Annotated in this window: 19 protein-coding genes and 2 pseudogenes; 9 read left to right on the forward strand and 12 right to left on the reverse strand. The window is 63.3% G+C overall.

From position 1 onward, the window contains the following. Position 1 precedes the first annotated feature (1 nt). From tkt to PQR02_RS06410, 6 genes are all read right to left on the reverse strand, one after another. The gene (gene tkt / locus PQR02_RS06385; protein WP_408227107.1) at positions 2-1,996 is read right to left on the reverse strand and encodes a transketolase; all 1,995 of its coding nucleotides are present in this window, start codon (positions 1,994-1,996) and stop codon (positions 2-4) included. A 103-nt stretch (positions 1,997-2,099) separates the two neighbouring features. Then, positions 2,100-3,959, reverse strand: coding sequence for a TRAP transporter large permease (locus tag PQR02_RS06390; RefSeq protein ID WP_408227110.1), 1,860 nt, complete (start codon positions 3,957-3,959; stop codon positions 2,100-2,102). Positions 3,960-3,963: 4 nt separating this feature from the next. Further along, entirely contained in the window at positions 3,964-5,004 is a 1,041-nt protein-coding gene (locus PQR02_RS06395; protein ID WP_408227113.1) for a TRAP transporter substrate-binding protein, read from the reverse strand. A gap of 155 nt (positions 5,005-5,159) precedes the next feature. Beyond that, on the reverse strand, positions 5,160-5,924 hold the full coding sequence (locus PQR02_RS06400; RefSeq protein ID WP_408227116.1) for an SDR family NAD(P)-dependent oxidoreductase: 765 nt from the start codon (positions 5,922-5,924) through the stop codon (positions 5,160-5,162). Between the two features lie 58 nt (positions 5,925-5,982). After that, entirely contained in the window at positions 5,983-6,984 is a 1,002-nt protein-coding gene (locus tag PQR02_RS06405) for a transketolase family protein (RefSeq protein ID WP_408227119.1), read from the reverse strand. Continuing rightward, positions 6,981-7,826 carry a transketolase gene (locus PQR02_RS06410; RefSeq protein WP_408227122.1) on the reverse strand — a complete coding sequence of 282 codons (846 nt, stop codon included), beginning with the start codon at positions 7,824-7,826 and terminating at the stop codon, positions 6,981-6,983. The genes PQR02_RS06405 and PQR02_RS06410 overlap by 4 nt, the downstream gene beginning before the upstream one ends. 218 nt (positions 7,827-8,044) lie before the next feature. Here PQR02_RS06410 and gcvA point away from each other — a divergent pair, with 218 nt between their 5' ends. The 4 genes from gcvA (at position 8,045) to PQR02_RS06430 (ending at position 11,978) form a co-directional block, all read left to right on the forward strand. Then, entirely contained in the window at positions 8,045-8,947 is a 903-nt protein-coding gene (gcvA, locus tag PQR02_RS06415; protein ID WP_408227125.1) for a transcriptional regulator GcvA, read from the forward strand. Between the two features lie 29 nt (positions 8,948-8,976). Then, positions 8,977-9,141 (forward strand): hypothetical protein, encoded by a 165-nt coding sequence (locus PQR02_RS06420; RefSeq protein ID WP_408227476.1) that lies wholly within the window; start codon positions 8,977-8,979, stop codon positions 9,139-9,141. Between the two features lie 61 nt (positions 9,142-9,202). Beyond that, positions 9,203-9,865 (forward strand): dihydrofolate reductase family protein, encoded by a 663-nt coding sequence (locus PQR02_RS06425; protein WP_408227129.1) that lies wholly within the window; start codon positions 9,203-9,205, stop codon positions 9,863-9,865. Between the two features lie 148 nt (positions 9,866-10,013). Next, the gene (locus tag PQR02_RS06430) at positions 10,014-11,978 is read left to right on the forward strand and encodes a beta-galactosidase (protein WP_408227132.1); all 1,965 of its coding nucleotides are present in this window, start codon (positions 10,014-10,016) and stop codon (positions 11,976-11,978) included. Positions 11,979-12,023: 45 nt separating this feature from the next. Here the strand turns inward: PQR02_RS06430 and PQR02_RS06435 are convergent, their stop codons facing one another. Then, positions 12,024-13,985, reverse strand: a complete 1,962-nt coding sequence (locus tag PQR02_RS06435; protein ID WP_408227135.1) for an alpha-galactosidase — start codon at positions 13,983-13,985, stop codon at positions 12,024-12,026. 83 nt (positions 13,986-14,068) lie between these two features. Here PQR02_RS06435 and PQR02_RS06440 point away from each other — a divergent pair. Beyond that, a pseudogene (locus tag PQR02_RS06440) lies at positions 14,069-14,173 on the forward strand (IS6 family transposase); the annotation flags it as partial. A 147-nt stretch (positions 14,174-14,320) separates the two neighbouring features. On the opposite strand, the gene PQR02_RS06445 reads toward PQR02_RS06440, so the two are convergent. After that, entirely contained in the window at positions 14,321-15,097 is a 777-nt protein-coding gene (locus PQR02_RS06445; RefSeq protein ID WP_408227138.1) for an SDR family NAD(P)-dependent oxidoreductase, read from the reverse strand. Positions 15,098-15,313: 216 nt separating this feature from the next. Here PQR02_RS06445 and PQR02_RS06450 point away from each other — a divergent pair, with 216 nt between their 5' ends. After that, entirely contained in the window at positions 15,314-15,895 is a 582-nt protein-coding gene (locus PQR02_RS06450; RefSeq protein WP_408227142.1) for a TetR/AcrR family transcriptional regulator, read from the forward strand. A 20-nt stretch (positions 15,896-15,915) separates the two neighbouring features. Here the strand turns inward: PQR02_RS06450 and PQR02_RS06455 are convergent. After that, positions 15,916-16,011, reverse strand: a pseudogene (locus PQR02_RS06455) (RES family NAD+ phosphorylase); the annotation flags it as partial. A 302-nt stretch (positions 16,012-16,313) separates the two neighbouring features. Between PQR02_RS06455 and PQR02_RS06460 the strand changes: the two are divergent. Beyond that, the gene (locus PQR02_RS06460; protein WP_408227145.1) at positions 16,314-16,760 is read left to right on the forward strand and encodes a hypothetical protein; all 447 of its coding nucleotides are present in this window, start codon (positions 16,314-16,316) and stop codon (positions 16,758-16,760) included. A gap of 337 nt (positions 16,761-17,097) precedes the next feature. On the opposite strand, the gene PQR02_RS06465 is transcribed toward PQR02_RS06460, so the two are convergent. The 3 genes from PQR02_RS06465 to PQR02_RS06475 all read right to left on the reverse strand — a co-directional run bounded on the left by PQR02_RS06465 (position 17,098) and on the right by PQR02_RS06475 (position 19,451). Continuing rightward, on the reverse strand, positions 17,098-17,826 hold the full coding sequence (locus PQR02_RS06465) for a 3-keto-5-aminohexanoate cleavage protein (RefSeq protein WP_408227148.1): 729 nt from the start codon (positions 17,824-17,826) through the stop codon (positions 17,098-17,100). A 121-nt stretch (positions 17,827-17,947) separates the two neighbouring features. Further along, positions 17,948-18,679 carry an oxygen-binding di-iron domain-containing protein gene (locus PQR02_RS06470; protein ID WP_408227151.1) on the reverse strand — a complete coding sequence of 244 codons (732 nt, stop codon included), beginning with the start codon at positions 18,677-18,679 and terminating at the stop codon, positions 17,948-17,950. A gap of 373 nt (positions 18,680-19,052) precedes the next feature. Beyond that, positions 19,053-19,451, reverse strand: a complete 399-nt coding sequence (locus PQR02_RS06475; protein WP_408227154.1) for a hypothetical protein — start codon at positions 19,449-19,451, stop codon at positions 19,053-19,055. A 485-nt stretch (positions 19,452-19,936) separates the two neighbouring features. On the opposite strand from PQR02_RS06475, the gene PQR02_RS06480 reads away from it, so the two are divergent. Then, positions 19,937-21,139 carry an efflux RND transporter periplasmic adaptor subunit gene (locus tag PQR02_RS06480; RefSeq protein ID WP_408227157.1) on the forward strand — a complete coding sequence of 401 codons (1,203 nt, stop codon included), beginning with the start codon at positions 19,937-19,939 and terminating at the stop codon, positions 21,137-21,139. A 1-nt stretch (position 21,140) separates the two neighbouring features. After that, positions 21,141-21,863: an ABC transporter ATP-binding protein gene (locus PQR02_RS06485; protein WP_408227160.1), complete on the forward strand. Its 723-nt coding sequence runs from the start codon at positions 21,141-21,143 to the stop codon at positions 21,861-21,863. The last annotated feature ends 21 nt before the right edge of the window (positions 21,864-21,884 follow it).

The raw sequence follows: 21,884 nt of genomic DNA on the forward strand, positions 1-21,884 counted from the left end.
GTCAGCCCTGGTTGGATTGGAGATGGCGCTTCGCCTCGGCGGCGATGTGCGCGGGCGTGATCCCGAAATGATCATAGAGCGCCTCGGCGGGGCCGGAGGCGCCGAAGCCCGGCATGCCGACAAAGCCGCCGCGCTCGCCGAGATAGCGGTCCCAACCGAAGCGCACAGCGGCTTCCACGGCGACGCGCACCGTGCCTGCGCCAAGCACGGACGCGCGATAGGCGGCGTCCTGTTCGTCGAAGATTTCGCAGCACGGCATCGATACCACCGCGGTTGCGATGCCTTCCTCCTGCAGGCGAGCACGCGCCTCGAGAGCAAGCGCGACTTCCGATCCGGTTGCGATGAGCGTGACGCGGCGGTTGCCGCCATCGGCTTCGGCGAGGACATACGCCCCGCGCCGCGACAGGTTCCCGGCCGCGTGCATCGTGCGCACCGTGGGCAGCGCCTGGCGTGCAAAGACGAGCGTGCTCGGCCCGCTCCGATGGTCGAGCGCGACCGCCCAGCACTCGGCGGCTTCGACGGCATCGGCGGGACGGAACACGCGCATGTTCGGCATGGCGCGCAGCGAGGCGAGGATCTCGACCGGCTGATGCGTCGGCCCGTTCCGGCCGACGCCGATCGAATCGTGACTGAACACGAATTTGACCGGCAGGCCCATCAGCGCGGCCATCCGCATCGCGGGGCGCTCGTAGTCGGAGAACGCGAGATAGGTGACGGCGAGCGGGATGATCCCGCCGTGCGCGGCCATGCCGTTCGCCATCGCGCCCATCAGGTGCTCGCGCACGCCGCAGTGCACGTACGCGCCGCTGCGATCGCCGGCGGTGAACGCGTGAAGGCTGCGCTTGTGGCCGGTCGGCGCTTCGAGGTCCGCGCAGCCGACCATGCGTTCCGGCAGATACGGCACGAGCAGATCGTTGATCTCGCCCGAAATCGTGATGCCCGGCTGTGCATCGCCTGCGTCGACTGCGCGCCGCCGGTACGCCTCCAGCACTTCGCGCAAGCCATCGGGAAGACGGCCCGCCTGGATGCGCTCGAACTCGGCGCGCTCGGCCGCCGGCAACGCGGCCACGCGCGCCTGCCACGCGCGATATTCGTCCTCGCTGCGACGCCCCGCGCTGCGCCATGCGTCGAGCACGTCGGCCGGCACTTCGAACGGTGCGTGCGGCCAGCCGAGTTCGCGGCGCGCGGCAGCGGAATCCGCATCGAACAGCTTGCCGCTGTGGCCGCCACGCTGACCCTGCAGCCGCTCGATGCCGCGCGCGATCACGGTGCGGCACGCAATCATCGTAGGACGCGGATCGCGGCGCGCCATCACGAGCGCCGCCGATACCGCTTCGAGATCATGCCCGTCCACTTCGATCACATGCCAGCCCGCGACCCGAAAGCGCGCGCTGACGTCCTCCGAGATCGAGAGCGACGTGCTGCCGTCGTCGGTGATCTGGTTGTCGTCCCAGCAGAGGATCAGCTTGCCGAGCTGCAGATGCCCCGCAAGCGAGATCATCTCCTGGCCGATGCCTTCCTGCAGGCAGCCATCGCCGACGAACGCATACGTGTAGTGATCGACGATGGCGTCGCCGAAACGCGCGTTCAGATACGCCTCCGCCACGGCCATGCCGAACGCGTTGGCGATGCCCTGTCCGAGCGGCCCCGTCGTCACTTCGATGCCGGCGGCCGGCTCGAATTCCGGATGCCCCGCGCAGGCCGAGCCCATCTCGCGGAACGACTTGAGCGCGTCGATTCCAAAGTGCCCATAGCCCGTCAGATGCAGCAGGGCGTAGAGCAACATCGAGCCGTGGCCGTTCGACAGGACGAAGCGGTCGCGATCGGGCCATTGCGGATCGGCGGGATTGAACTTCATGTGACGCGTGAAGAGCGCCGTCGCGATCTCGGCCATGCCGAGCGGCACGCCCTGATGACCTTCGCCGGCGCGCACGATCGCGTCGATCGCGAGAAAGCGGATCGCATCGGCAAGCGGCCGGGCCTCGGTATTTGACATGACGAATCTCTCCTGTGCCGCCCGGATGCGGGCGGCGTCCAAGGTAATCGATGGAACGATCGGTGGAACAGCGAGCCCCCGCCCGAACGGCGAGGGGCGTGCATCAACGCAGGAAGCCGGTCGAGATCCAGGGCACCGCCGCAACCAGGATCAGGCCGACGATGAGCGCCAGGATATAACCGACGATCGGCTTCATGCCTTCGTCCGGATGGATGCGGCTCACCGCGCAGGCCGAGTAGTAGCCGACGCCGAACGGCGGCGCGAACAGGCCGACGCCCATCGAGAGGATCACGACCATCGAGTAGTGAACGTCCTGGATGCCCATCTGGCGTGCGATGGGGAACATCAGCGGGCCGAACAGCACGATCGCGGGAATGCCTTCGAGTACGCTGCCGAGCACGATGAACGCAACGATTGACGCGGCCATGAACATGGCGGCGCCGCCCGGCAGCGCGCCCATCGTGCGGGCGAGCTGGCCGGAGAAGCCCGACTGGGTGAGCGCCCACGCCATGCCGGTCGCCGCGCCGATGATCAGGAGAATCGCGCCGGACAACGCGGCCGTATCGATCAGCATGGGCCTCAGGCGCGCCCACTCGAAGCGTCGGTAGATCAGCAGCCCCGCGAGCACGGCATACGCGATGCCGATGGTGGACACCTCGGTTGCCGTCGCGATGCCTTCGACCACTGCCGCCCGGATCACGAACGGCAGCGCGAGCGCCGGCACCGCGATCACCAGCTTCTTCGCGATTTCGGCGCGGTTCGCGCGGCGCACACCGGAAAGATCGTCGCTGCGATAGCGCCACCACACGACCGCGCACAGGGTCACCGCGAGCACCACGCCCGGCAGCATGCCGCCCGTGAAGAGCGCCGAAATCGACACGCCCGTCACCGAGCCGAGCGTGATCAGCACGAGGCTCGGCGGGATCGTCTCGGTCTGCGCGCCGGTGGCGGCGAGCAGCGCGACGAGGTCGCCGGGCTTCGCGCCGCGCGCCTTCATCTCGGGGAACAGCACCGGCGCGACGGCGGCCATGTCGGCGGCCTTCGAGCCCGAGATGCCCGACACGAGATACATCGCGCCGACGAGCACGTACGACAAACCGCCGCGCACGTGACCGAGCAGGCTCGCGAGAAACGCGATCATTGCAGCTGCCATGCCGGTCATCTCGATCAACTGGCCGAGGAACACGAAGAGCGGGACCGAGAGCAGGATCAGGTGCGACATGCCCTCGTCCATGCGCCCGACCACGACGACGAGCGGCGTGCTGGTCGTGAGCGCGAGATAGCCGAAAGTCGCGAGGCCGAACGAGAACGCGATCGGCACGCCCGAGAGCACGGTGAGCGCCACCAGCCCGACGAAGAAGATCAGCAGGTTGACATTGCCGAGGTCGCGCAACACCGGCGCGAGCGCGTAGAAGATGCCCCCGACCACGGCGACGAGCGCGAGCGCCGCGATCGTCAGGCGCCAGTTGGCGCTGCGGATGAGCCGCAGACACGCGACGAGCAGCATCAGCGCCGTGCCGACCGGCAACGCGGCTGCGCGCCACGAGTTCGGGATGTCGAGCGCGGGCGTCGTGATGAACGCCTCGTCCTGCGCGAACTCGAGCGCCGGCCCGATCACGAGCACGAGGAACGCGAGGGGCGCCGCGATCGCGATGACCTCCAGAAACGCCCGCAGGCCCGGCGACGCCATGCCGACCAGCGCCGTCATCCGCATGTGCTCGCCGCGCCGCAGCGCGACCACCGCGCCGAGCATGGCGAGCCACAGGAACAGGATCGACGCCAGCTCGTCGGACCAGACGAGCGGCGCGCGCAGCAAGTAACGGCTCGTCACGCCCGCGAGCAGTACTACGATTTCCGCGAGCACCAGCAGCGCGGCAGGGATCTCCACAAGATGGCCGAGGACGGTGTCGAGGACACCGGCTATGCGGCGGGGCGCCGCGTGCGAAGCCGTGTACGTAGTCATGGCGTCACACCAGCTTGCCGACGTTCTTTTCCAGCAGCGACCAGCCCTCGGCGCCGTACTTGGCTTTCCAGTCGCTATAGAAGCTCGTCTTGCGCAGCGCGTTGCGGAAGGCTTCGCGATCGACCTCCACGATGTTGATGCCCTTCGTCTTCAGGTCCGTGCGCAACGACACGTTCAGCTTCGCGATGTCGGCGCGCTGCAGCATGCCGGCCGCCTCGAACTCGCGCGTGACGATCGCGCGCATGTCGGCGGGCAGCTTCTCCCATGCGCGGCGGTTGCCGAGAATCCAGTACGCGTCCCACACGTGCGAGGTCAGGCTGATCGACTTCTGAACTTCGTAGAGCTTCGCCGTCGCGATGATCGGCAGCGGATTTTCCTGGCCTTCGACCACGCCCGTCTGCAATGCGGAATAGAGCTCGTTGAAGTTGATCGGCGAGGGGCCGGCGTCGAGCGCCTTGAAGAGCGACGTGAGCATCGGCGCCTGCGGCACGCGGATCTTGAAGCCCTTCAGGTCCTCGGGCGTCTTCACCACGCGCGTGGACGAGCTGATCTGACGGAAGCCGTTGTCCCACGCGCGCGAGACCGACACGATGCCCGCCTTCTCGATCTGGCCGCGCACGTACGTGCCGAGGTCGCCGTCCATCGCCTTCCAGACAGCGTCGTAGTCCTTGAACGCGAAGCCCGTGTTGACGATGCCGGCGGCCGGCGCAAGCGTCGCGAGAATCGACGATGCCTGGTTGAAGAACTCCACGCCGCCACTGCGCACCTGCGAGAGCAGGTCGGTGTCCGAGCCGAGCTGGTTGGCCGGGAAGAGCTTGATGTCGAGCTTGCCGCCCGTCGCCTCGCGGATCTTGTTCAGCGCTTCCTGCGCGCGGATATTGACGGGATGGGTCGGATCCTGGCCGGTCGCGAGCTTGTAGCTGAATTCGGCGGCGCACGCGCGGCCCGAAAGGCTCACGAGCGGCGCCGCAACGGCGACCGCAGCGCCTGCTTTCAGGAACGTGCGGCGGTCGATGCCCTTCAGGGCGGTCGAACGGGTTGTCATGGTGTGCTCCTCCAATACGGGGTATCGGTATGGTTATCGCGCCTCGTGGGCGCTTCATTCGATGCATGTCGGCAACCCGCTCTGCGGCGCGTTTGCCTTGGACGCTTCGCTGCGCCATACGGGCGAAGCGAAGCGTCCGGGTCCTGCTCCAATGCTCAACCGTGGATCAGCATGCCGCCGTTGACGTCGATGACGGCGCCGGTAATGTACGACGAAATATCCGCCGCGAGAAACAGGAAAGCGCCCGCGACGTCGTCCGGCACACCGAGACGGCCTGCCGGAATGCCCGCCAGGATCTCGCCGCGCTTCTCGTCAGGGATCTTGCCCGCGTTGATGTCGGTCTGGATCAGGCCCGGCGTCACGCAATTGACCCGAATGCCGTCGCCGCCGAGTTCGCGCGCCATCGCCTTTGCGAGACCGAGCACGCCCGCCTTCGCGGCCGAATAGTGCGGCCCGCCCAGGATGCCGCCGCCGCGCTGCGCCGACACCGACGACATACAGCCGATCGAACCGCTCTTCTGCTTCTTCATCTGCGGCACGACGGCTTGCGAGAGATACAGCACGCCGCGCAGGTTGACATCGAGAATGCGGTCCCAGCTTTGCGGGTCGATGTCGAGGAACTTCGCCGCCTGCGTGATGCCCGCGTTGTTGATGAGCACGTCGATCGAGCCGAAGTCGGCGACGACTTTCGCCACTGCGTCTTGGCATGCCTGCCGGTCGGTCACATTGCACGCATAGCCGCGATGCTGCGCGCCGATCGATGATGCCGCTTCCTTCGCCTGGGCCTCGTCGAGATCGAGGATGGCGACTTTCGCACCGTGCTTCGCGAACATGCGCGCGGTCGCCATGCCGATACCGCGGGGAGATGCTGCGCCGGAAATGACGGCGACCTTGCCTTCGAGAAGACGCGTGTCGGACATGATGGGGTTTCTCCTGATGAGGGTGTGGGTTGTTTGCAGCTTGATCTGAAACGCCGGCTCAGCCGAGCCAGGTCCTGATGGTGTCGACCATCACGTTCGTCGAGATGCCGTAGCGGTCGTGCAGGGTAGGCAGCGCCCCCGCGTCGAGGAAGGCGTCGGGCAATGCGATCTGGCGGAACGGCGGCGTGATGCCCGCCGTGAGGAGCGCCGTGGCGACACCCTCGCCGAGTCCGCCGATCCCTGTATGGTTTTCCGCGACCACGACGAGTCGTCCCGTGCGCCTGGCCTCGCGCAGGATCGTGGCGGTGTCGAGCGGCTTGATGGTCGGGACGTGCAGCACGCCTACGCCGACGTTGTCCGCTTCGAATGCCTTCGCCACTTCGAGCGCGCGCATCGTCATGATGCCGGTGGAGATGATCAGCACCTCGGCGCCGTCGCGCAGCAGCCTGGCCTTGCCGAGTTCGAACTGGTAGCCGTATTCGTTGAGCACGGCGGGCACGTTGCCGCGCAAGAGGCGCGCGTACACCGGGCCCTTGTGGTCCGCGATCGCGGGCACCATCTGTTCGATTTCGAGCGCATCGCACGGGTCGATCACGGTCATGTTAGGCATCGCGCGCATCAAGGCGAGATCTTCCGCCGCCTGGTGGCTCGGGCCGTAGCCGGTCGTGAGTCCGGGCAGCGCGCAGACGATCTTCACGTCGAGGTTGTCTTCCGCAATCGCCTGGTGCATGAAGTCGTAGGCGCGGCGCGTCGCGAACACGGCATACGTGGTGACGAACGGCTGCGCGCCTTCGTGTGCGAGACCGGCAGCCGCGCCCATCAGCAACTGCTCGGCCATGCCCATCTGGTAGTAGCGCTCCGGAAACGCCTTCTCGAACAGATGCAGGTCGGTGTACTTGCCGAGATCGGCGGTCATGCCGACCACGTTCTGCCGCTCGCGCGCCAGTTCGACCAGCGCGTGCCCGAATGGCGCCGGGCGCGTGATCTGCCCTTCGCCCGCGATCGAGGCGATCATTGCGGAAGTCTTCAGGCGCGGCTTCTTCGTGGTGCTGTGGCTCATGCTTGCCTCCCTTCGTCGAGCGCGGCAAGCGCGAGTTGCCATTCATGCGGATCGACACGGATGAAGTGATTCTTCTCGCGCTCTTCGAGGAACGGCACGCCGCAGCCCATGCGCGTATCGCAAACGATGATGCGCGGCTGGGGTTCCGGATGATTGCGCGCGTTGTCGAAGGCTGTCTGTATGGCATCGATGTCGTTGCCGTCGATGCGTTGCACGTACCAGCCGAACGCTGCGAGCTTTTCGACGAGCGGCTCGAACGCCATGATCTGCGTCGACGGGCCATCGGCCTGCTGGTTGTTCACGTCGACGATGGCGATCAGGTTGTCGAGCTTCCAGTGCGCCGCCGACATGATGCCTTCCCAGATCGCGCCTTCATCGAGCTCGCCATCGGAGAAGAGGGTGTAGACGAATGCGTCCGAACTCTTGCGCTTGAGGCCCAGGCAACGACCCACCGCGATCGTGAGACCGTGGCCGAGCGAGCCGCCCGACATCTCCATGCCGGGCGTGTAGGCGGCCATGCCGGACATCGGCAAGCGGCTGTCGTCGCTGCCGTAGGTCTCGAGTTCTTCCGGCGGCAGGAAGCCCGCTTCGAACAGCGCAGCGTACAGCGCGATCGCATAATGGCCGTTCGAGAGCAGGAAACGGTCGCGTCCTTCCCACTCGGGATTCTCGGGCTGGTAGCGCATCGCGCCGAAGTAGGCCACCGCCAGCACGTCGGCAATGTCGAGGGCCTGGCCGATATAGCCCTGCCCCTGCACCTCGCCCATCAGCAGCGCATTGCGCCGGATGCGGTAGGCGCGTTCCGCGAGGGGGGCGCGTTGCCCGGCTTCGCTCGTATTCACGCGTGTCTCCGTCTTTTATCGGCAGACATAGGGCTGCCGGCCTCGGTTGTGGATGATGCGGGGGGCCTGTTCGAAGCCCCTTCCATCGACCCTCGCCGCACCGGGAAAACCCTTGTCCCATAAGGCTTGGCGAGTGATTCAAGCGTATCCGCTTGAGGTTGGGCGCTCAAACGAATTAAAGTGGCTGATCGCTGAATTGAATTCACTCGGTTACCGCAATGCAAAATCGCACGACGCTCAAGTCGATACAAGCGTTCGAGGCCGCGGCCAGGCTCTCGTCGTTCGCACTTGCAGCAGAAGAGTTGTTCGTGACGCCCTCGGCGATCAGTCATCAGGTGAAGCTGCTGGAGGAGCAATTGGGCGTGCGGCTCTTTCATCGCGTGCATCGCGCGGTGGTGCTCACGGACATCGGCCGCAAGTACGCCGAGGAGATCGGCGCGGCGTTCGGGCGCATCGAGGCCGCAACGCGCGACATCGGCCGCGTTTCGAAGAGCGACATCCTCACCGTGCATTCGACGCCGAGCTTCGCGACGCAATGGCTCATGTCGCGGCTTGCGCGTTTCAGCGCGCTCAATCCGGATATCGACGTGCGGCTCAATGCGTCAACGGAAGCCTGCGACCTCACGACCGGAGCGGTCGATGTCGAGATTCGCTACGGCGCACGCAAGATGCAACCCGCCGGCACGCTGGTGCTCGAGTTGCCGCCGGAAACCGTCGTGCCGCTCTGCTCGCCGTCGCTGCTGCAGGGCAAGCATCCGATCCGAGCGGCCGCGGACTTGCGGTACCATGCGCTGATTCACAGTGAGGGATGTCTCGTGGGATGGCGCGACTGGATGCGCCTCTATCGCAAGACCGTCGTCGACATCACGCGCGGCCCGCGCTTCGCGCGCTCGTTCATGGCGATCAGCGCCGCGGCCGATGGTATGGGGGTGTGCCTGGAAAGCTTGCTGCTCGTACACCGGGAGCTCGAAACAGGGCGGCTCGTGGCACCGCTCGGCATGGAAGGGCTCAGGGTCAACGGGTATACTTTGAATCTGCTGAAGTCGCGCGCTGATCTGCCGAAGCTGCGCAATTTCCAGGAGTGGCTTTTCGCCGAACTCGACAAGTCCGCGCGCGACTGACAAGGCTACCTGTCCGGGAGGTTCTCCCTGTGAGCGCCATCGGCGCCGTATTCCAAGGCGAAGCGACCAGCCTTCACCCCATGATGCCGCTCGAGGTGCTCCGCTCGCGCGATTTCACCGGCGCCTACGTCGTCACGCTGCTGCTTCACTTCGCGAACTTCAGCAAAAATGTGCTGCCAGAATATTTCGCATAATCCCGGCAAACCATGCAGATTCGCTGTCCACATTACTGAGGCGTCTAAACGGAGGCAAACGATGACACGAGTTCGCGTTGACGGCTTCACCCTCTCGCTCGACGGATACGGAGCAGGCCCGAATCAGGACATCAACAATCCGCTCGGCGTTGGCGGGACGGAACTGCACCAGTGGCTAGTCCCCACACGCACATTCCAGCAGGCCTTGTTCGGCAAGGACGGCGGTACGACCGGGGTTGACGATGAGTTCGCCGCCCGTGGCTTTCAGAATGTTGGAGCCTGGATTCTTGGGAGGAACATGTTCGGACCCATTCGTGGGGACTGGCCGGACACAAACTGGAAAGGCTGGTGGGGAGAAAGTCCACCGTATCACGTTCCAGTCTTCATCTTGACCCATCATGCTCGTCCCCCCATCGAGATGGAGGGCGGCACGACGTTCCACTTCATAACAGGAGGCATTCGCGAGGCGCTCGACCGCGCACGCGAGGCCGCTGCCGGAATGGACGTGCGGATCGGCGGTGGGCCGGACACAATCCGGCAGTATCTTCGTGAGGGCCTCATTGATGAACTGCACATGGCGATCGCGCCGGTCCTGCTCGGCCGGGGAGAATCGCTGTTCGAAGGGGTCGACTTGCGTGCTCCGGGATACGAATGCGTTGAATTCGTAGCGTCGGAGAAGGCCACGCATGTCGTCCTGCGGCGCCAAGGTCACACGGATGCCTAACTCTCGCTGAAGGCCGACGTCCCTGACGGGACGCGGCCTGAGCCTCGACGCCGAGGGTCCGCTTTTCCAATCACCGACCGTCCGCATCGGGTCGGGAGCACGCGTTCGAGGGGGCCATTTCTCGGTAGCATCGTGGGAGATGCATTCAATGGACACAAGAGAATCCGCGTCATTCACCGCGCGCCTGCCTGTGGGATCGGCAGGCGATGGCGGCAACGACCCGGATAGCGGCCTGACTGGAACTCACCCGGTCGACATCCCAGCCTCGACAGGCCAAGGCACACATACCTTTTCTTTCAGCCAGGATGGCGAAAGCTTCCTGCTCGACGGCGAGCCTTTCCAGATCCGTAGCGCAGAGATGCATCCCGCCCGCATCCCCGCCGGCTACTGGCAGCATCGCATCCTGATGGCCAGGGCGATGGGGATGAACTGCATCGCCCTCTACGTAATGTGGAATTACCACGAAACGAGTCCGGGCATTTTCAATTTCAGCACAGGGAACCGCGACATCGAAGCATTCATTCGACTGTGTCAGCAGGAGGGAATGTGGGTGTTGCTGCGGCCGGGTCCCTATATTTGCGGCGAATGGGATCTGGGCGGCATTCCGTCGTACCTGTTGAGTTACCCGGACATCCAGCTCAGGACCGACTCCGCTCACGATCCTCGCTACATGTCGGCGGTAGCTCGTTACATCAGGGCGCTGAGTCCGCGCATCGAACCACTGTTGGTGATTCACGGCGGGCCGATCCTGATGATCCAGATCGAGAATGAATTCGGCTCGTACGCCGGCAACCCGGCTTACCTCGAAGAGATACGGCAGCTCTGGCTTCAGGAAGGAGTGCAGGGGCCGTTCTATACCGAAGATGGCATCAGGCAGCTTGAGCAGAATCGCACGAACATTACCGGCGGCGCGATTGCATTGAGCAATGGCGATGCAGAGCGAATCGCGGCCGTCCGGCGGCAATTTCCGGCCGTTCCGGCGATGGCCGGTGAAGTGTATCCGGGGTGGCTCACCCATTGGGGCGACGAGACTTTCAATGGTACGGCCGCAGATATTTCCGGCACGCTAGACGCGTTCATGCAACTGAAGCTGTCGTTCAACCTCTATGTCATTCACGGCGGCACCAGCTTCGGCTTCTATGCCGGCGCAAATGTGGACGCCGATTCAGGCGAATATCAACCCGACATCACCAGCTACGATTACGCGGCACCCATCAGCGAGCAAGGCGTGGCGACGTCGAAGTACATGAAGTACCGCGGCGTCGTTGCCCGCTATCTCGCGACACCGCTTCCTGATATACCCAATCCCGTTCCGACGATCAGCCGCAACGGAAGCCATGCGTTGATGCCGGAACTTCACGCGTCCGTTTGGGACAACCTGCCGGCCGCGCTCCCGGCCGTACAAACCGTCGATCCACAGCCATTCGAGATGTATGGCCAGGCGTTTGGTTTCGCGCTGTATCGCAAGAAGCTGCAGGGCTACCGCGGTGGTGTGCTGGATATCAGGAATGTTCACGACTACGCAGTCGTTTTCGTCGCCGAGCAATACGTAGGCGGTGTGTCGAGAGCTTTCATGCCGGAGCATTGCGCGCAGCCGCTGAATGTCATGCACCACGCGCCGCTTACGCTTGCGCTTGTGTCGTGGCCTGAGGACAGCGACGTCTCATTGGATATCCTCGTCGAGGGCATGGGGCGCGTCAACTATGGCCACGCGATGGTCGACCGAAAAGGCATTCTCGAACCGGTCACGCTGGAGGATGCGGGAGATTCGAGTGGCACGCTCACTGGCTGGGAAGTCTTCCTGTTGCCGATGGATAGCGCGTTTATCGCGAACTTGCGCAGCGTCTGCGTGAACCCTCATAAGGCCGGCCTCTTCTTCAAGGCGACTCTGTCACTGGATACCATCGGCGATACCTATCTCGACATGCGTAACTGGACCAAAGGTGTGGTCTGGGTCAACGGGCACAATCTGGGTCGCTACTGGAATATCGGTCCGCAAAAGCGCCTGTATTGTCCTGCTCCGTGGCTGAGGCTGGGTGAGAACGAGGTCATCATTTTCGATCTGCATCAGATGGAAGCCAAACCGGTAGAACTCGCGCGCACGCTATCGTAAAGAGAGCACCGCAAGCCAGCACGGGGAAATCCGCGGCAACTTCGATTACCCTTCGCCACCGGCCGGGACCAGCTCCAAAGTGAGCACTTCGAAAGGCGCGAGTGAGATAGTCTGCGCCCGGTCCGCGTCCAGCACCGGCGGCACATGCGGGGCATGGGCGTGCCATACGCTGCGCGTCTGGAATCGTCCCGCCGCGCCGGCTGGCAATTCCAGTTGCCGCCGCAAATCGAGCACGAAGCGCTTCGCCTGGCTGTCGGGATTGCGCAGCGTGATGATCGCCTTGACCGGCGACCATGCAGCCCAGCCGTACACCTCGAGCCCATCCGGCGCACCGCCAATCCAGTGGCTGTCGCGCAGCACTTCGGCGTTTGCCCGGGCCCATCGGGCAGAGTCGGCGAGGACGTCCCAGTCGCCGTCGCCGAGCAGCGACGGCGTGATGTATAGCTCCTGCAGTTGCGCGCCGCTGCCGAAGTACGAATGCACTTCGTTTGCGAAGTCCTGGCCTTGAGCGGTGTTCAACCGGTCGTTGAACTGCGCGTAGATGATGCCGTGGAGCATCAGCGAGCTGAGCGGAAACAGCGGACTCCTCACTACGACGTTGCGGTAGGTCTGTGCGTCACGGTAGGTCAACCAGCGTTGGCGATTGCTGCCAACGCCGGCCAGGTCGTCGTCCTTGCCGCCGCGCCAGATCGAATCAGCGTAGCGTAGCCAGAACGGCGATGGATAGGTGCCCACGGTGAGGTTGACGAAGGTTTCGGGCCTGGCCTCGCGGATGTCCTCGATCAACTGGATCGCCGCGTCCCAGTCGCTGCTGAAGCGGCTGCCCGGGACCACCCTGTCGGCATTGCCGGCGCCATCGAATTTGAACTGATTGATGCCGTGCTGGGTGAGCAGTTCCATCACGGCCTGATGGAAGCGTCGGTAGTATTTCGGCCCGGACAGCGCGAAGCAACCATCGATGATCTCGTATCCGGCGGCGAGGCCTCGCGTCACGCGTTCCTGCCGCGTCGAGCCATAGCCGCCCCACGGTGACAGCCACACGCCGGGTGACGCGCCGAACCGGGCGGCGGCGTCGCGCAGCGGCACGAATCCATGCGGAAAATCCTTGCCGAAATGCCAACTGCCGCTGTAGTCGTCCCAGCCGTCATCGAACAGGAAGGAGTCGAGTTGCACGCCGCGCTTGTCGTGCAACTCGCGGCCGATCTCGTCGATGCGTTCGAGCGCTTGCTGCTCCGTGTACGGCGTGAGGTAGCCGATGTCGTACCAGCAGTTGTAATGCAGAAACGGGCGGTGCGGATGGGCCCGTTCGCGTTCGAGATAGGCCGCGAAATCGCGGCGTAGCTGGCCGTCGCGAGCCACGCCAGCCACCGCCGGGAAGACACTGGTTTTGCCCATTTCCAGCGGCAACGCCCGCGACAGGGTGAAGCCGACGGTGTCCCCGCGTACCAGGCTTTCGGACAACGGAAGCTCGCAACCAAGGTAGACGTTGCCCGCGACCACAGGTGCTCCCTTGAACTCGCCGCGGGTTTGCGCATCGCACGCCTGCGTCTCCAGTAGCGAAACGGTGGCAACGTGCTCGTCCTTGCTGATCGCGGTGATCGCCACTTGCAAGCGCAGGTACTGCGAGCTTTCGCGTTGCTCCACGCTCCACTCCACCCGCAGGCGATCCTGTTCGTCACCGAGGATGGCACGCACGCGCCTGCCCGCGATCCGTTCGGCCAGTCGCGACGCTGTTGGATTGACTGTCAGCATTTCTTCGCGCAGCGGCGCAAGCAGCTTCAGGTCGGCAATGCCCAGTGTGCGACCGTCGGCCAGCGATAGCGCAAACGGAGCGGTGACCCGCAGCGTGCGCGTGTGCATGCGGCCGGTCAGGGCGAAATCGGCCAGATGCTGGTGCCTGACGGTCCAGTTCAAGGTGATCGCCGCGTTACCGAAAGAATGCCGGTCACCGTGCGTCTGGAACAGGGGCATGCCCGGATGCGTTGACGCAGTTTCTTTGGCGTGCATGGATCAAGCCTCAGGATGAGGAGAGTGGCTGATCCATAGAGTACTTCGGGCGGATTCAGCAAGTGCACGAATTTTTACCGTCTGCACCTATGCTGGGGTTAAAGTCTTTTCACTGTGCCCGGATTCTTCTCGGCGGAATTGAACTCATGCATTCGATTGTCAAAGGACAAATGAAGTGCACTCACTGAATCCATCCGTCTGCCGCTGATCAATTCTACGGCTTGATAGCATATGGACTGCTTCGCATGGCGAGTGAATATTCTTCACGCGCCTTATCGCGACAAAGCCGGGCTGTCTCTAAGCTGGTCGACCTGCAACCGGAAAGTCGAGCCCCTTCACCCCTTGCGGAACACAGGCGCACCCCACGGCGCACCGATCGTGCCGCCGTCGACGACGATTTCCGCCGCCGTGATTCCCGAAGCATCGTCGGACGCGAGGAAAAGCACGGCCTTGGCAACCTCTTCGGGTGTAGCGAGGCGTGCCATCGGAATGCGCGGCGCGAGCGCTTCTTCGGTTCCGTCGATCGTTGCGCCGGCCCGCGCGCCGCGCGTCCAGATCGGTGTGCGCGTGCCGCCAGGGATCACAGTGTTGACGCGAATGCCACGCTGCACGAGTTCAGACGCAAACACCTTCGCCATGCCGGTGACGCCCGCCTTCGTGGCGGAATAAGCGGCCGACCCGGGTGAGCCCAATTCGCGCATCACGGAGCCGTTCAATACGATCGAGCCTCCCGCGCCCATCAACGGAAGCGCCGATTGAACAGTGAGAAAGACAGCCGTGAGATTGGTGCGAAGAATCGCCTCAAATGCAGCAGCGCGCGTGCCGCCGAGCGGCGTCGGACCGGAGATCCCGGCGTTGGCGAACACGATGTCGAGGGACCCGAATTTTTCCTGGATCTGCTTGAACATCGACTCGATCGCAGTTTCACTATCGAGATCGGCCTGAATGCCCAGCGCGTTTTCGCCGAGCTCGGATACTGCCTGATCCAGTTTTGCGGGATCGCGGCCGGAGATCGCAACACGGGCGCCTTCGGCGATCAAAAGCTTCGCTGCAGTAAAACCGATGCCGCTGTTGCCGCCAGTGACGAGCGCTGTCTTTCCAGTAAAACGCATATCCTTCTCCTGTGTATTACGCCGTGAGGTGACGTCCAGGCCGTGCCTCTTGACGGCGCGAAAACCTCGCAAAAGTCTCTGTCAAGCAGCGCAGGACAGCCGCCGCATCCGAGCGCGCATGAACATCACCAACCCTTCATTCTGTATGTTGAGCATCATGCAGAAATTCAGTATTATGATCATCATGCAGATTGTCAAGCGTGATGAGGCCAAAAAATGGGTTATTCGCAGGCACAAAAGGCCGAGAGTCGGCAGCGGGTTCTGAAGAACGCGTCACGGCAGATTCGCGAACACGGCATCGAGGCGCTCGGCGTCGCCGATTGCATGCGTAGCGCCGGGCTCACACACGGCGCGTTCTACGGCCATTTTTCGTCGCGTGATGCGTTGATCCTGGAAGCGCTCGAGCACGCGGTTAGTCAGAGCGAGAAGCGCATTGCGTCTCTCGCAGGCGGTTCGGGAAAGCGTGGGGAAACGCCTCTGCAGTCTATCGCCGAGGTTTTCCTCAATGAGCGTCACGTGAAGAATCCCGGCACTGGATGTGCGCTGTGCGCGCTAGCTGGGGAAGCGCGGCATGCGAATCCGGATGTCAGGGAACGGCTTACGGGTTACGTGCGCAAACTGGCGTCACAAATAGCGCAATCCGCATCCAGTGATAGCAAAGACGCTGGGCTGGGTATCGTCGCGACCATCGTGGGGGCCATTACGCTCGCGCGCGCCGTGGATGATGACAAGCTGGCGAAATCGATTCTCTCCGCGTCACTCGCGCTGGTGATGATGCAGGACGGCGGTGCGCGATAGGCTCGCAGCACTTGCCTGCTTACTGGCTGGCCTGCGAAATGCCACCGACCGGGCGCGCGTAGACCGCCGATTCCTGTCAGATCAGCGTAATTGCTGATCCTCGAAAGAACCATCAGGCGAAATACCCTTCGTCGATCGGATCAGGACATCTTCGACGAGGCGGCCGCCGTGTTCAGCATGCGATGCTATGCCTCGGCTCGAGCAGCCCAGCCGGCTGAAAGGCTCACGGTTCCGCGTCCCCGCAGGGCCTGAAGTCTTGCGCGGGCAGAGGCGCTGCGCATGTGAGGGCGGCGGCTCTTGCTGGTACGGCAAATGCTTGAAGTTGGTAAGGCTTGGGAACTTCATGAATCGTGGTCGACCGTCGCCGACCAGAGAGATTGGGCAACCCGCTCCTGGACCGACTTTAAGGAAGTGTGCCATGCGATTAATTTCCGGACTTCTGGCAGTCATTGCAGTTTTTCCAACGCCTGCGTCCAGCTACGCGCTCGACGATCACCTGGCGTGCGCAGAAACAGCACATGACTTCGTCGTCCGTCTCGTTGAGGCGCATTCGATCAAAACCCCACCCATGCGCGTTGAACCCAATTCAGTGAACGCTTTCCGCCCCACGAACGATGCCAGCCTGACTGCATTCGGCCTCCCTGTTCAGGCTGTGTTTGGATATCAGCCGGATGACCCGCTTTTTAAAGGTCGGGGGGGCAAAGCTTCATCAGGCCCGGTTTACGGCGCGGTGGTGCTGGCCGCGGCGGATTCGGTCAAGCGTCTGCTCGTAGACGCGGGAAGCACTGCCGTGGTTCATCCGGTCATTCCGTTGGTGCTGACGGCGATCGTATGCGGGCAGCCCTCGAGTGAGCGCACCAGATAGTGAAGCATGCTGCCGTGGCCTGACGCGCGCGGCGAAGCCAGAACGATACATAAGCGACGACGTCATCGGAAATGTCTGTTGCTGCCCGACACCCGCCGAACGTGTAGCGGCGGTGCGGATTCTAATTTGACGTAATTTCTGACACCGGATCCACTGTCGGCGACTATCGGGCAACCCAGTAAACGCCGAAACGCCGCGCTTTGCCAACGCACTGCCAAGCCAATACAGCGCGATCTGAAGGGCCGCCTTTCTCGAACCTCGCGTTTAGCCTGCGTTTTCGCACGGTCTAGGCCGGGTCTGCCACCGGTTGAGACGGCACCTATGCCGTGTGGGCCGCTCAAGTGCGGACGACTGAACTTGCGATGAGCGTCCTCGCGGCCTCGACCAGTTCGCGATTGTTTTTCGCCGCTCGACCGTCCGGCAGCACGACAACGTCCTCCATGCCCGTTCTGATACCGTGACCCTGCTCCAGTGCCCGCCGGACCACCGCCCAGTACGATCCGTCGTAGCCGTGATGCACCTGAGGGAGCATGAGGCCCGCAGCCAATACGATCGCTTCCATTTCTGCTGCGTCCCGCAAGGCGATGACCGGATCTGCGCTCAAGGGCTCGATGAGCACACGATGACACCGATTGCGAAGTGCAGACGTCACAAACCTTCGAGCATCTGCCGGCGACAGCAGCCCCGCTTCGATACCGACACCACGCGCCATGAGCCATTCGCTTAGTTCATCGATACCGTCCTCGCCCTGATTGGCGGTCACGAGGTCTGGAAGCTCAGTCCATGATTGCACTGTCCTCAAACGCCGGGTGGGATCAGAAATAATGGTTGCCGACGTTGTAAGCGAAATCGGTACATCTGGGCAGCGTACGCGTATAGCCCGCACTACGGCGCCGCATTCTCCCGCGTCCAGCGTTTCGTTTCCCGAACTGTCATAGGCATGTACATGAACCGCATGCGCGCCCGCTCTCACTGTTTCGGCAGCATCGTCTCCGATAGCGCCTGGGCTCTTCGGGGCAGCTTGATGCTTGCGATCGCCATTCAGGGCTACCTGGAGAAAGGTCATGCTCACCTCGATCTCCGGCAATGATTGATGCAGCGTAGCAGCCTATCTGGCAAACGATTCACGCCCGGGTGCTGAGTGACTCAAAGTGCCGACTGCTGTCCCATACCTTTCAGCGTAGAGCCTAGGCGCGTTCGACGCTCTCGGCGAGGGCGCGCAACAAGCCCGCGCCATCGCCGCGCCAGGCGCTGCCGTGCATGCAGGCCAGCGTTGTCGGCTGCAATGCAGCAAGGCGTTCCAGCATTGCGCGGGCGCCCCTGGTGTGTGAGAAGTAGTCCATCTTGTGACGGAATGCCTCGCTCGGTTCGAGGATGTCGCCCTCGGTAAGCGGCGGGTGATGCGAACCGCCCTGGGTAAACAAGTCGCCACAGAGCAGCGTTGCCGATGCGGTTTCCATGAGGAATCCGCATTCCCACGCGTGCGGTAGATGCGGCGTATCAAGCCAGCGCACGCTGTGCTGCCCGAGCGAGATCGTCTCGTCATCATCCAGCGCGCGTGGCGGCCGGTCGGCATAATCACTAACCGAGACCATGGCCGCGATCTGGCCGCACAGTGGCTCCGCACGCGGCGCGGCCGCGAGAAACTCGTTGAGTGCGCCGCATTCGTCGGCCTCGAAATGCGAGAAACCGACATAACGCAAACGATCGATTGGTATTATTCGCGCGACTGCTTCCGCGACGACTGGAAACAGCCTGCGCAGACCGGTATGAAATAGCAGCGGCTCGTCGTCGTCGATCAGGTACTGGTTGAACGAGAATCCGCCACCACCGGGGATCTCGACTGGAGTGGAGATGCGATAGATGCGTTGCGCAATCTCGTCGATTGGTGTACCGCTCGAAAGGGATAGGGTCGCCATGGTGCGCTCCTTTCCTGGGCAACTTACGTAGTCCAGGCTCGGTCAGATCGTTGGTGCACGTTCGCCGATTGTCGACCATCCAGGTACTGATGTCCAACGACCACTTCTGGCCGAAGCCGGGTCGACGGCGAACGCACCAAACCGACCCATCTCTGCCGTTCGACCTCTCGTCCGGCTAAAGCGCGGGGAACGAAATCTCGCACACGGCTGCAGGCGCAAGGCCCCCTGGCGGAGGCGCCAAATGGGACGCGAAAAGGGAACGCAGGTCTTGACGATCGAAGACAATCCGCCTCGTCGACCGCCAGGAAGTGGACGCATCCGCTCTCGCTTTTCCGCCGCTGAGACTCCAGCGCGCATTGGCAAGGCTCGCGACTCAGTGGTGAACGGGCCGCACCTGTGATCCCATTGGTCGAATGACTGCGGCCGCTCGCGCCTCGATTCTTGCCGCGGACGAAGTCGTTTCATGTGCATTGGCTGCACGGTCGTACCCGTTGATTTGTTCGTCGATGACAAAGTCTGCGACTCTCATCGCGTCCATCGAGTTGCCGTCGACGTCGTACCACTCACGAGTCGCGCGATTGACTTTTGTCAGTGCGTCGACAGCAAGTAGGACGGCGTCGGTCTCGGTGATCTTCCCTTCAAGATCATCTGCCAGGTAATCCGCAACACGTAGAGCCGCGTCGATCAGATTGCTGTCGTCAATCAAGTCTGTCAATACCGCATGAACCACTGCGAGGCAGGCATCTTTGCGTGCAAGTGCGATATCTGTCATGAGGTTCTCCAGAATCGAGGTGACTGGTTAGCGAACTTTTGCGGCCGCGCCGTAGAACACAGCGAACGCTACTTCGGCCATCACTGCGATGACCAAGACAACGGCGGTATCAGGTGCAAACACAATTTACTCCGAGTTTTCACCCTGCATATCAAATGCGTCTGCGGCGAAGCAGCCACAGCGTTGTGGTGCTGTCGGACACTTTATAGTGCAAAACGGAGCGACTGACATCTTTATATCGAGGTCGTGACCAGCCAACCCGCATGACGGGCTATCTCTACCGCATGACCGACGAGGCCGATCCGGCCTCGCTGCCGCAGAAGGTCCGGCGAGCCGTGGAGCGGCTCTGGGGAAGTCGGCTCCAGACGCGGCGCTATACTGTGGACCCGTCTACAGGACAAGTAGCCGGCGTGGCGAGACGTCGTGATGCCGTTTCCATACGGTGTCCGCAAAGCGCGAACGCCAGCCGGCGAAGACATAAAAAATTGGCTGATCATGATCTGAAGAGGCTGAAAATCGACCGGCCCGCCGTCGCTCCAGGACGGCGGCGCAACTGGATCGCTTACGGGGTTGTCGCGCTGCTTCTTGTCGGTGCGGGGGTTGCCGGCCTCAAGCTGGCCGGTCCGCAGGCCGTCGAAACCACCACCGTGGTGTCCGCTTACCCGTCGCAGACCTATACGCTGCTCAACGCGACCGGCTACGTCGTGCCGCAGCGCAAGGCCGCGGTGGCGTCGAAAGGGCAGGGGCGCCTCGAGTGGCTCGGCGTGCTGGAGGGTACGCGCGTCAAGAAAGACGAGGTGATTGCCCGGCTCGAAAGCGCGGATGTCGAGGCCGCGCTCGCGCAGGCGAAGGCGCAAGTCAAGGTGGCGCAGGCCAATCTCGCGCTGCAGATGGCCGAACTGAAGAACGCCGAAGTCAACCTGCGCCGCACCGCGATACTCGTGCCGAACGGCGCCGCGCCCGCCACCCAGTACGACTCCGATCTCGCCCGTTACGACAAGGCGCGGGCGTCGATCGACAACAGCCGTGCGGCGATCGCGTCGGCGCAGGCCAATGCGCAGGCGGCTCAGGTGGCCGTCGATCAAACCGTGATCCGCGCGCCGTTCGATGGCGTCGTGATCGAGAAGCATGCGAACGTCGGCGACAACATCACGCCGTTCTCGCAGGCATCCGACAGCAAGGGCGCCGTCGTGACGATTGCCGATATGGAAACGCTCGAAGTCGAAGCCGATGTCGCGGAATCGAACATCGCGAAGATCACCGTGAACGAGCCTTGCGAGATCCAGCTCGATGCGCTGCCCGAACTCAGACTGGCCGGCCGCGTGTCGCGCATCGTGCCGACTGTCGACCGTTCGAAAGCCACCGTGCTCGTCAAGGTGCGCTTCGTCGATCGCGATGATCGCGTGCTGCCCGACATGAGCGCGAAGATCGCGTTTCTGACGAAGCCCGTTGCGCCGCAGGACCGGCAGCCGGTGGTCGCGGTGCAGCCCGCGGCCATCGTAGAGCGCGACGGCCGCAAGGTCGCCTTCGTGATCAAGGACGATACCGTGCGGGAAGTGTCCGTCGCAACCGGCGCGGCCCTCGGCGACCTGGTGGCCGTCAGCGGCGTGCGCCCGGGCGATGTGCTGGTACGCGCGCCGAACGAGCACATCAAGGACGGCGCCAAAGTCACCGTGGCGAAGAAATAGTGTGAACACCGTGGACAACGTGAAGCGCGTGAGCGATACAGCGCCGCTCGTCGAAATCAGGCACCTCGTCAAGTCGTACCGGCGCGGCGTTCAAACGGTACCTGTTCTTTCCGACATCACGCTTTCGATCGGCGAAGGCGACTTCATTGCGCTGATGGGGCCGTCGGGGTCGGGAAAGAGCACGCTGCTCAATCTGATCGCGGGCATCGACCGGCCGGATGGCGGCGAACTGCGCGTGGGCGGACTCGACATCACGCGGCTGTCGGAGTCGGCGCTGGCGCAATGGCGCGCGGCCCATGTCGGCTTCATCTTTCAGTTCTACAACCTGATGCCCGTGCTGAGCGCATTCGAGAACATTGAATTGCCGTTGATTCTCACCCGCCTGTCGCGCAAGGAGCGGCGCGAGCGCGTGAGCCTCGTGCTCGACATGGTGAATCTGGCGGATCGCGCGCGCCATTATCCGTCCGAGCTTTCCGGCGGCCAGCAGCAACGCGTTGCGATCGCGCGCGCGCTGATCAGCGATCCGACGCTGATCGTCGCCGACGAACCGACAGGCGACCTGGACCGCACGTCCGCCGAGGAGGTGCTGGCCATGATGCAGCGGCTTAACCGCGAACTCGGCAAGACCATCATCATGGTGACCCACGACGCGCATGCGGCGGGGGCGGCGAACGCCATTGTGCATCTGGAAAAGGGGGAACTGATCGATGGAACCATTCGCTGAGGCACGCCAAGGCCGATCATC

The organism is Paraburkholderia sediminicola, assembly GCF_046026895.1.
Classification (GTDB): domain Bacteria; phylum Pseudomonadota; class Gammaproteobacteria; order Burkholderiales; family Burkholderiaceae; genus Paraburkholderia; species Paraburkholderia sediminicola_C.

Bases quoted from the DNA above. Each gene is read 5' to 3' on its own strand.
- PQR02_RS06405 (WP_408227119.1), bottom strand. From the start codon at position 6,984: ATGAGCCACAGCACCACGAAGAAGCCGCGCCTGAAGACTTCCGCAATG.
- PQR02_RS06475 (WP_408227154.1), bottom strand. From the start codon at position 19,451: ATGACAGATATCGCACTTGCACGCAAAGATGCCTGCCTCGCAGTGGTT.
- PQR02_RS06445 (WP_408227138.1), bottom strand. From the start codon at position 15,097: ATGCGTTTTACTGGAAAGACAGCGCTCGTCACTGGCGGCAACAGCGGC.
- PQR02_RS06460 (WP_408227145.1), top strand. From the start codon at position 16,314: ATGCGATTAATTTCCGGACTTCTGGCAGTCATTGCAGTTTTTCCAACG.
- PQR02_RS06450 (WP_408227142.1), top strand. From the start codon at position 15,314: ATGGGTTATTCGCAGGCACAAAAGGCCGAGAGTCGGCAGCGGGTTCTG.
- PQR02_RS06395 (WP_408227113.1), bottom strand. From the start codon at position 5,004: ATGACAACCCGTTCGACCGCCCTGAAGGGCATCGACCGCCGCACGTTC.
- PQR02_RS06430 (WP_408227132.1), top strand. From the start codon at position 10,014: ATGGACACAAGAGAATCCGCGTCATTCACCGCGCGCCTGCCTGTGGGA.
- PQR02_RS06390 (WP_408227110.1), bottom strand. From the start codon at position 3,959: ATGACTACGTACACGGCTTCGCACGCGGCGCCCCGCCGCATAGCCGGT.
- PQR02_RS06470 (WP_408227151.1), bottom strand. From the start codon at position 18,679: ATGGCGACCCTATCCCTTTCGAGCGGTACACCAATCGACGAGATTGCG.
- tkt (WP_408227107.1), bottom strand. From the start codon at position 1,996: ATGTCAAATACCGAGGCCCGGCCGCTTGCCGATGCGATCCGCTTTCTC.
- PQR02_RS06465 (WP_408227148.1), bottom strand. From the start codon at position 17,826: ATGACCTTTCTCCAGGTAGCCCTGAATGGCGATCGCAAGCATCAAGCT.
- PQR02_RS06400 (WP_408227116.1), bottom strand. From the start codon at position 5,924: ATGTCCGACACGCGTCTTCTCGAAGGCAAGGTCGCCGTCATTTCCGGC.
- PQR02_RS06425 (WP_408227129.1), top strand. From the start codon at position 9,203: ATGACACGAGTTCGCGTTGACGGCTTCACCCTCTCGCTCGACGGATAC.
- PQR02_RS06435 (WP_408227135.1), bottom strand. From the start codon at position 13,985: ATGCACGCCAAAGAAACTGCGTCAACGCATCCGGGCATGCCCCTGTTC.
- gcvA (WP_408227125.1), top strand. From the start codon at position 8,045: ATGCAAAATCGCACGACGCTCAAGTCGATACAAGCGTTCGAGGCCGCG.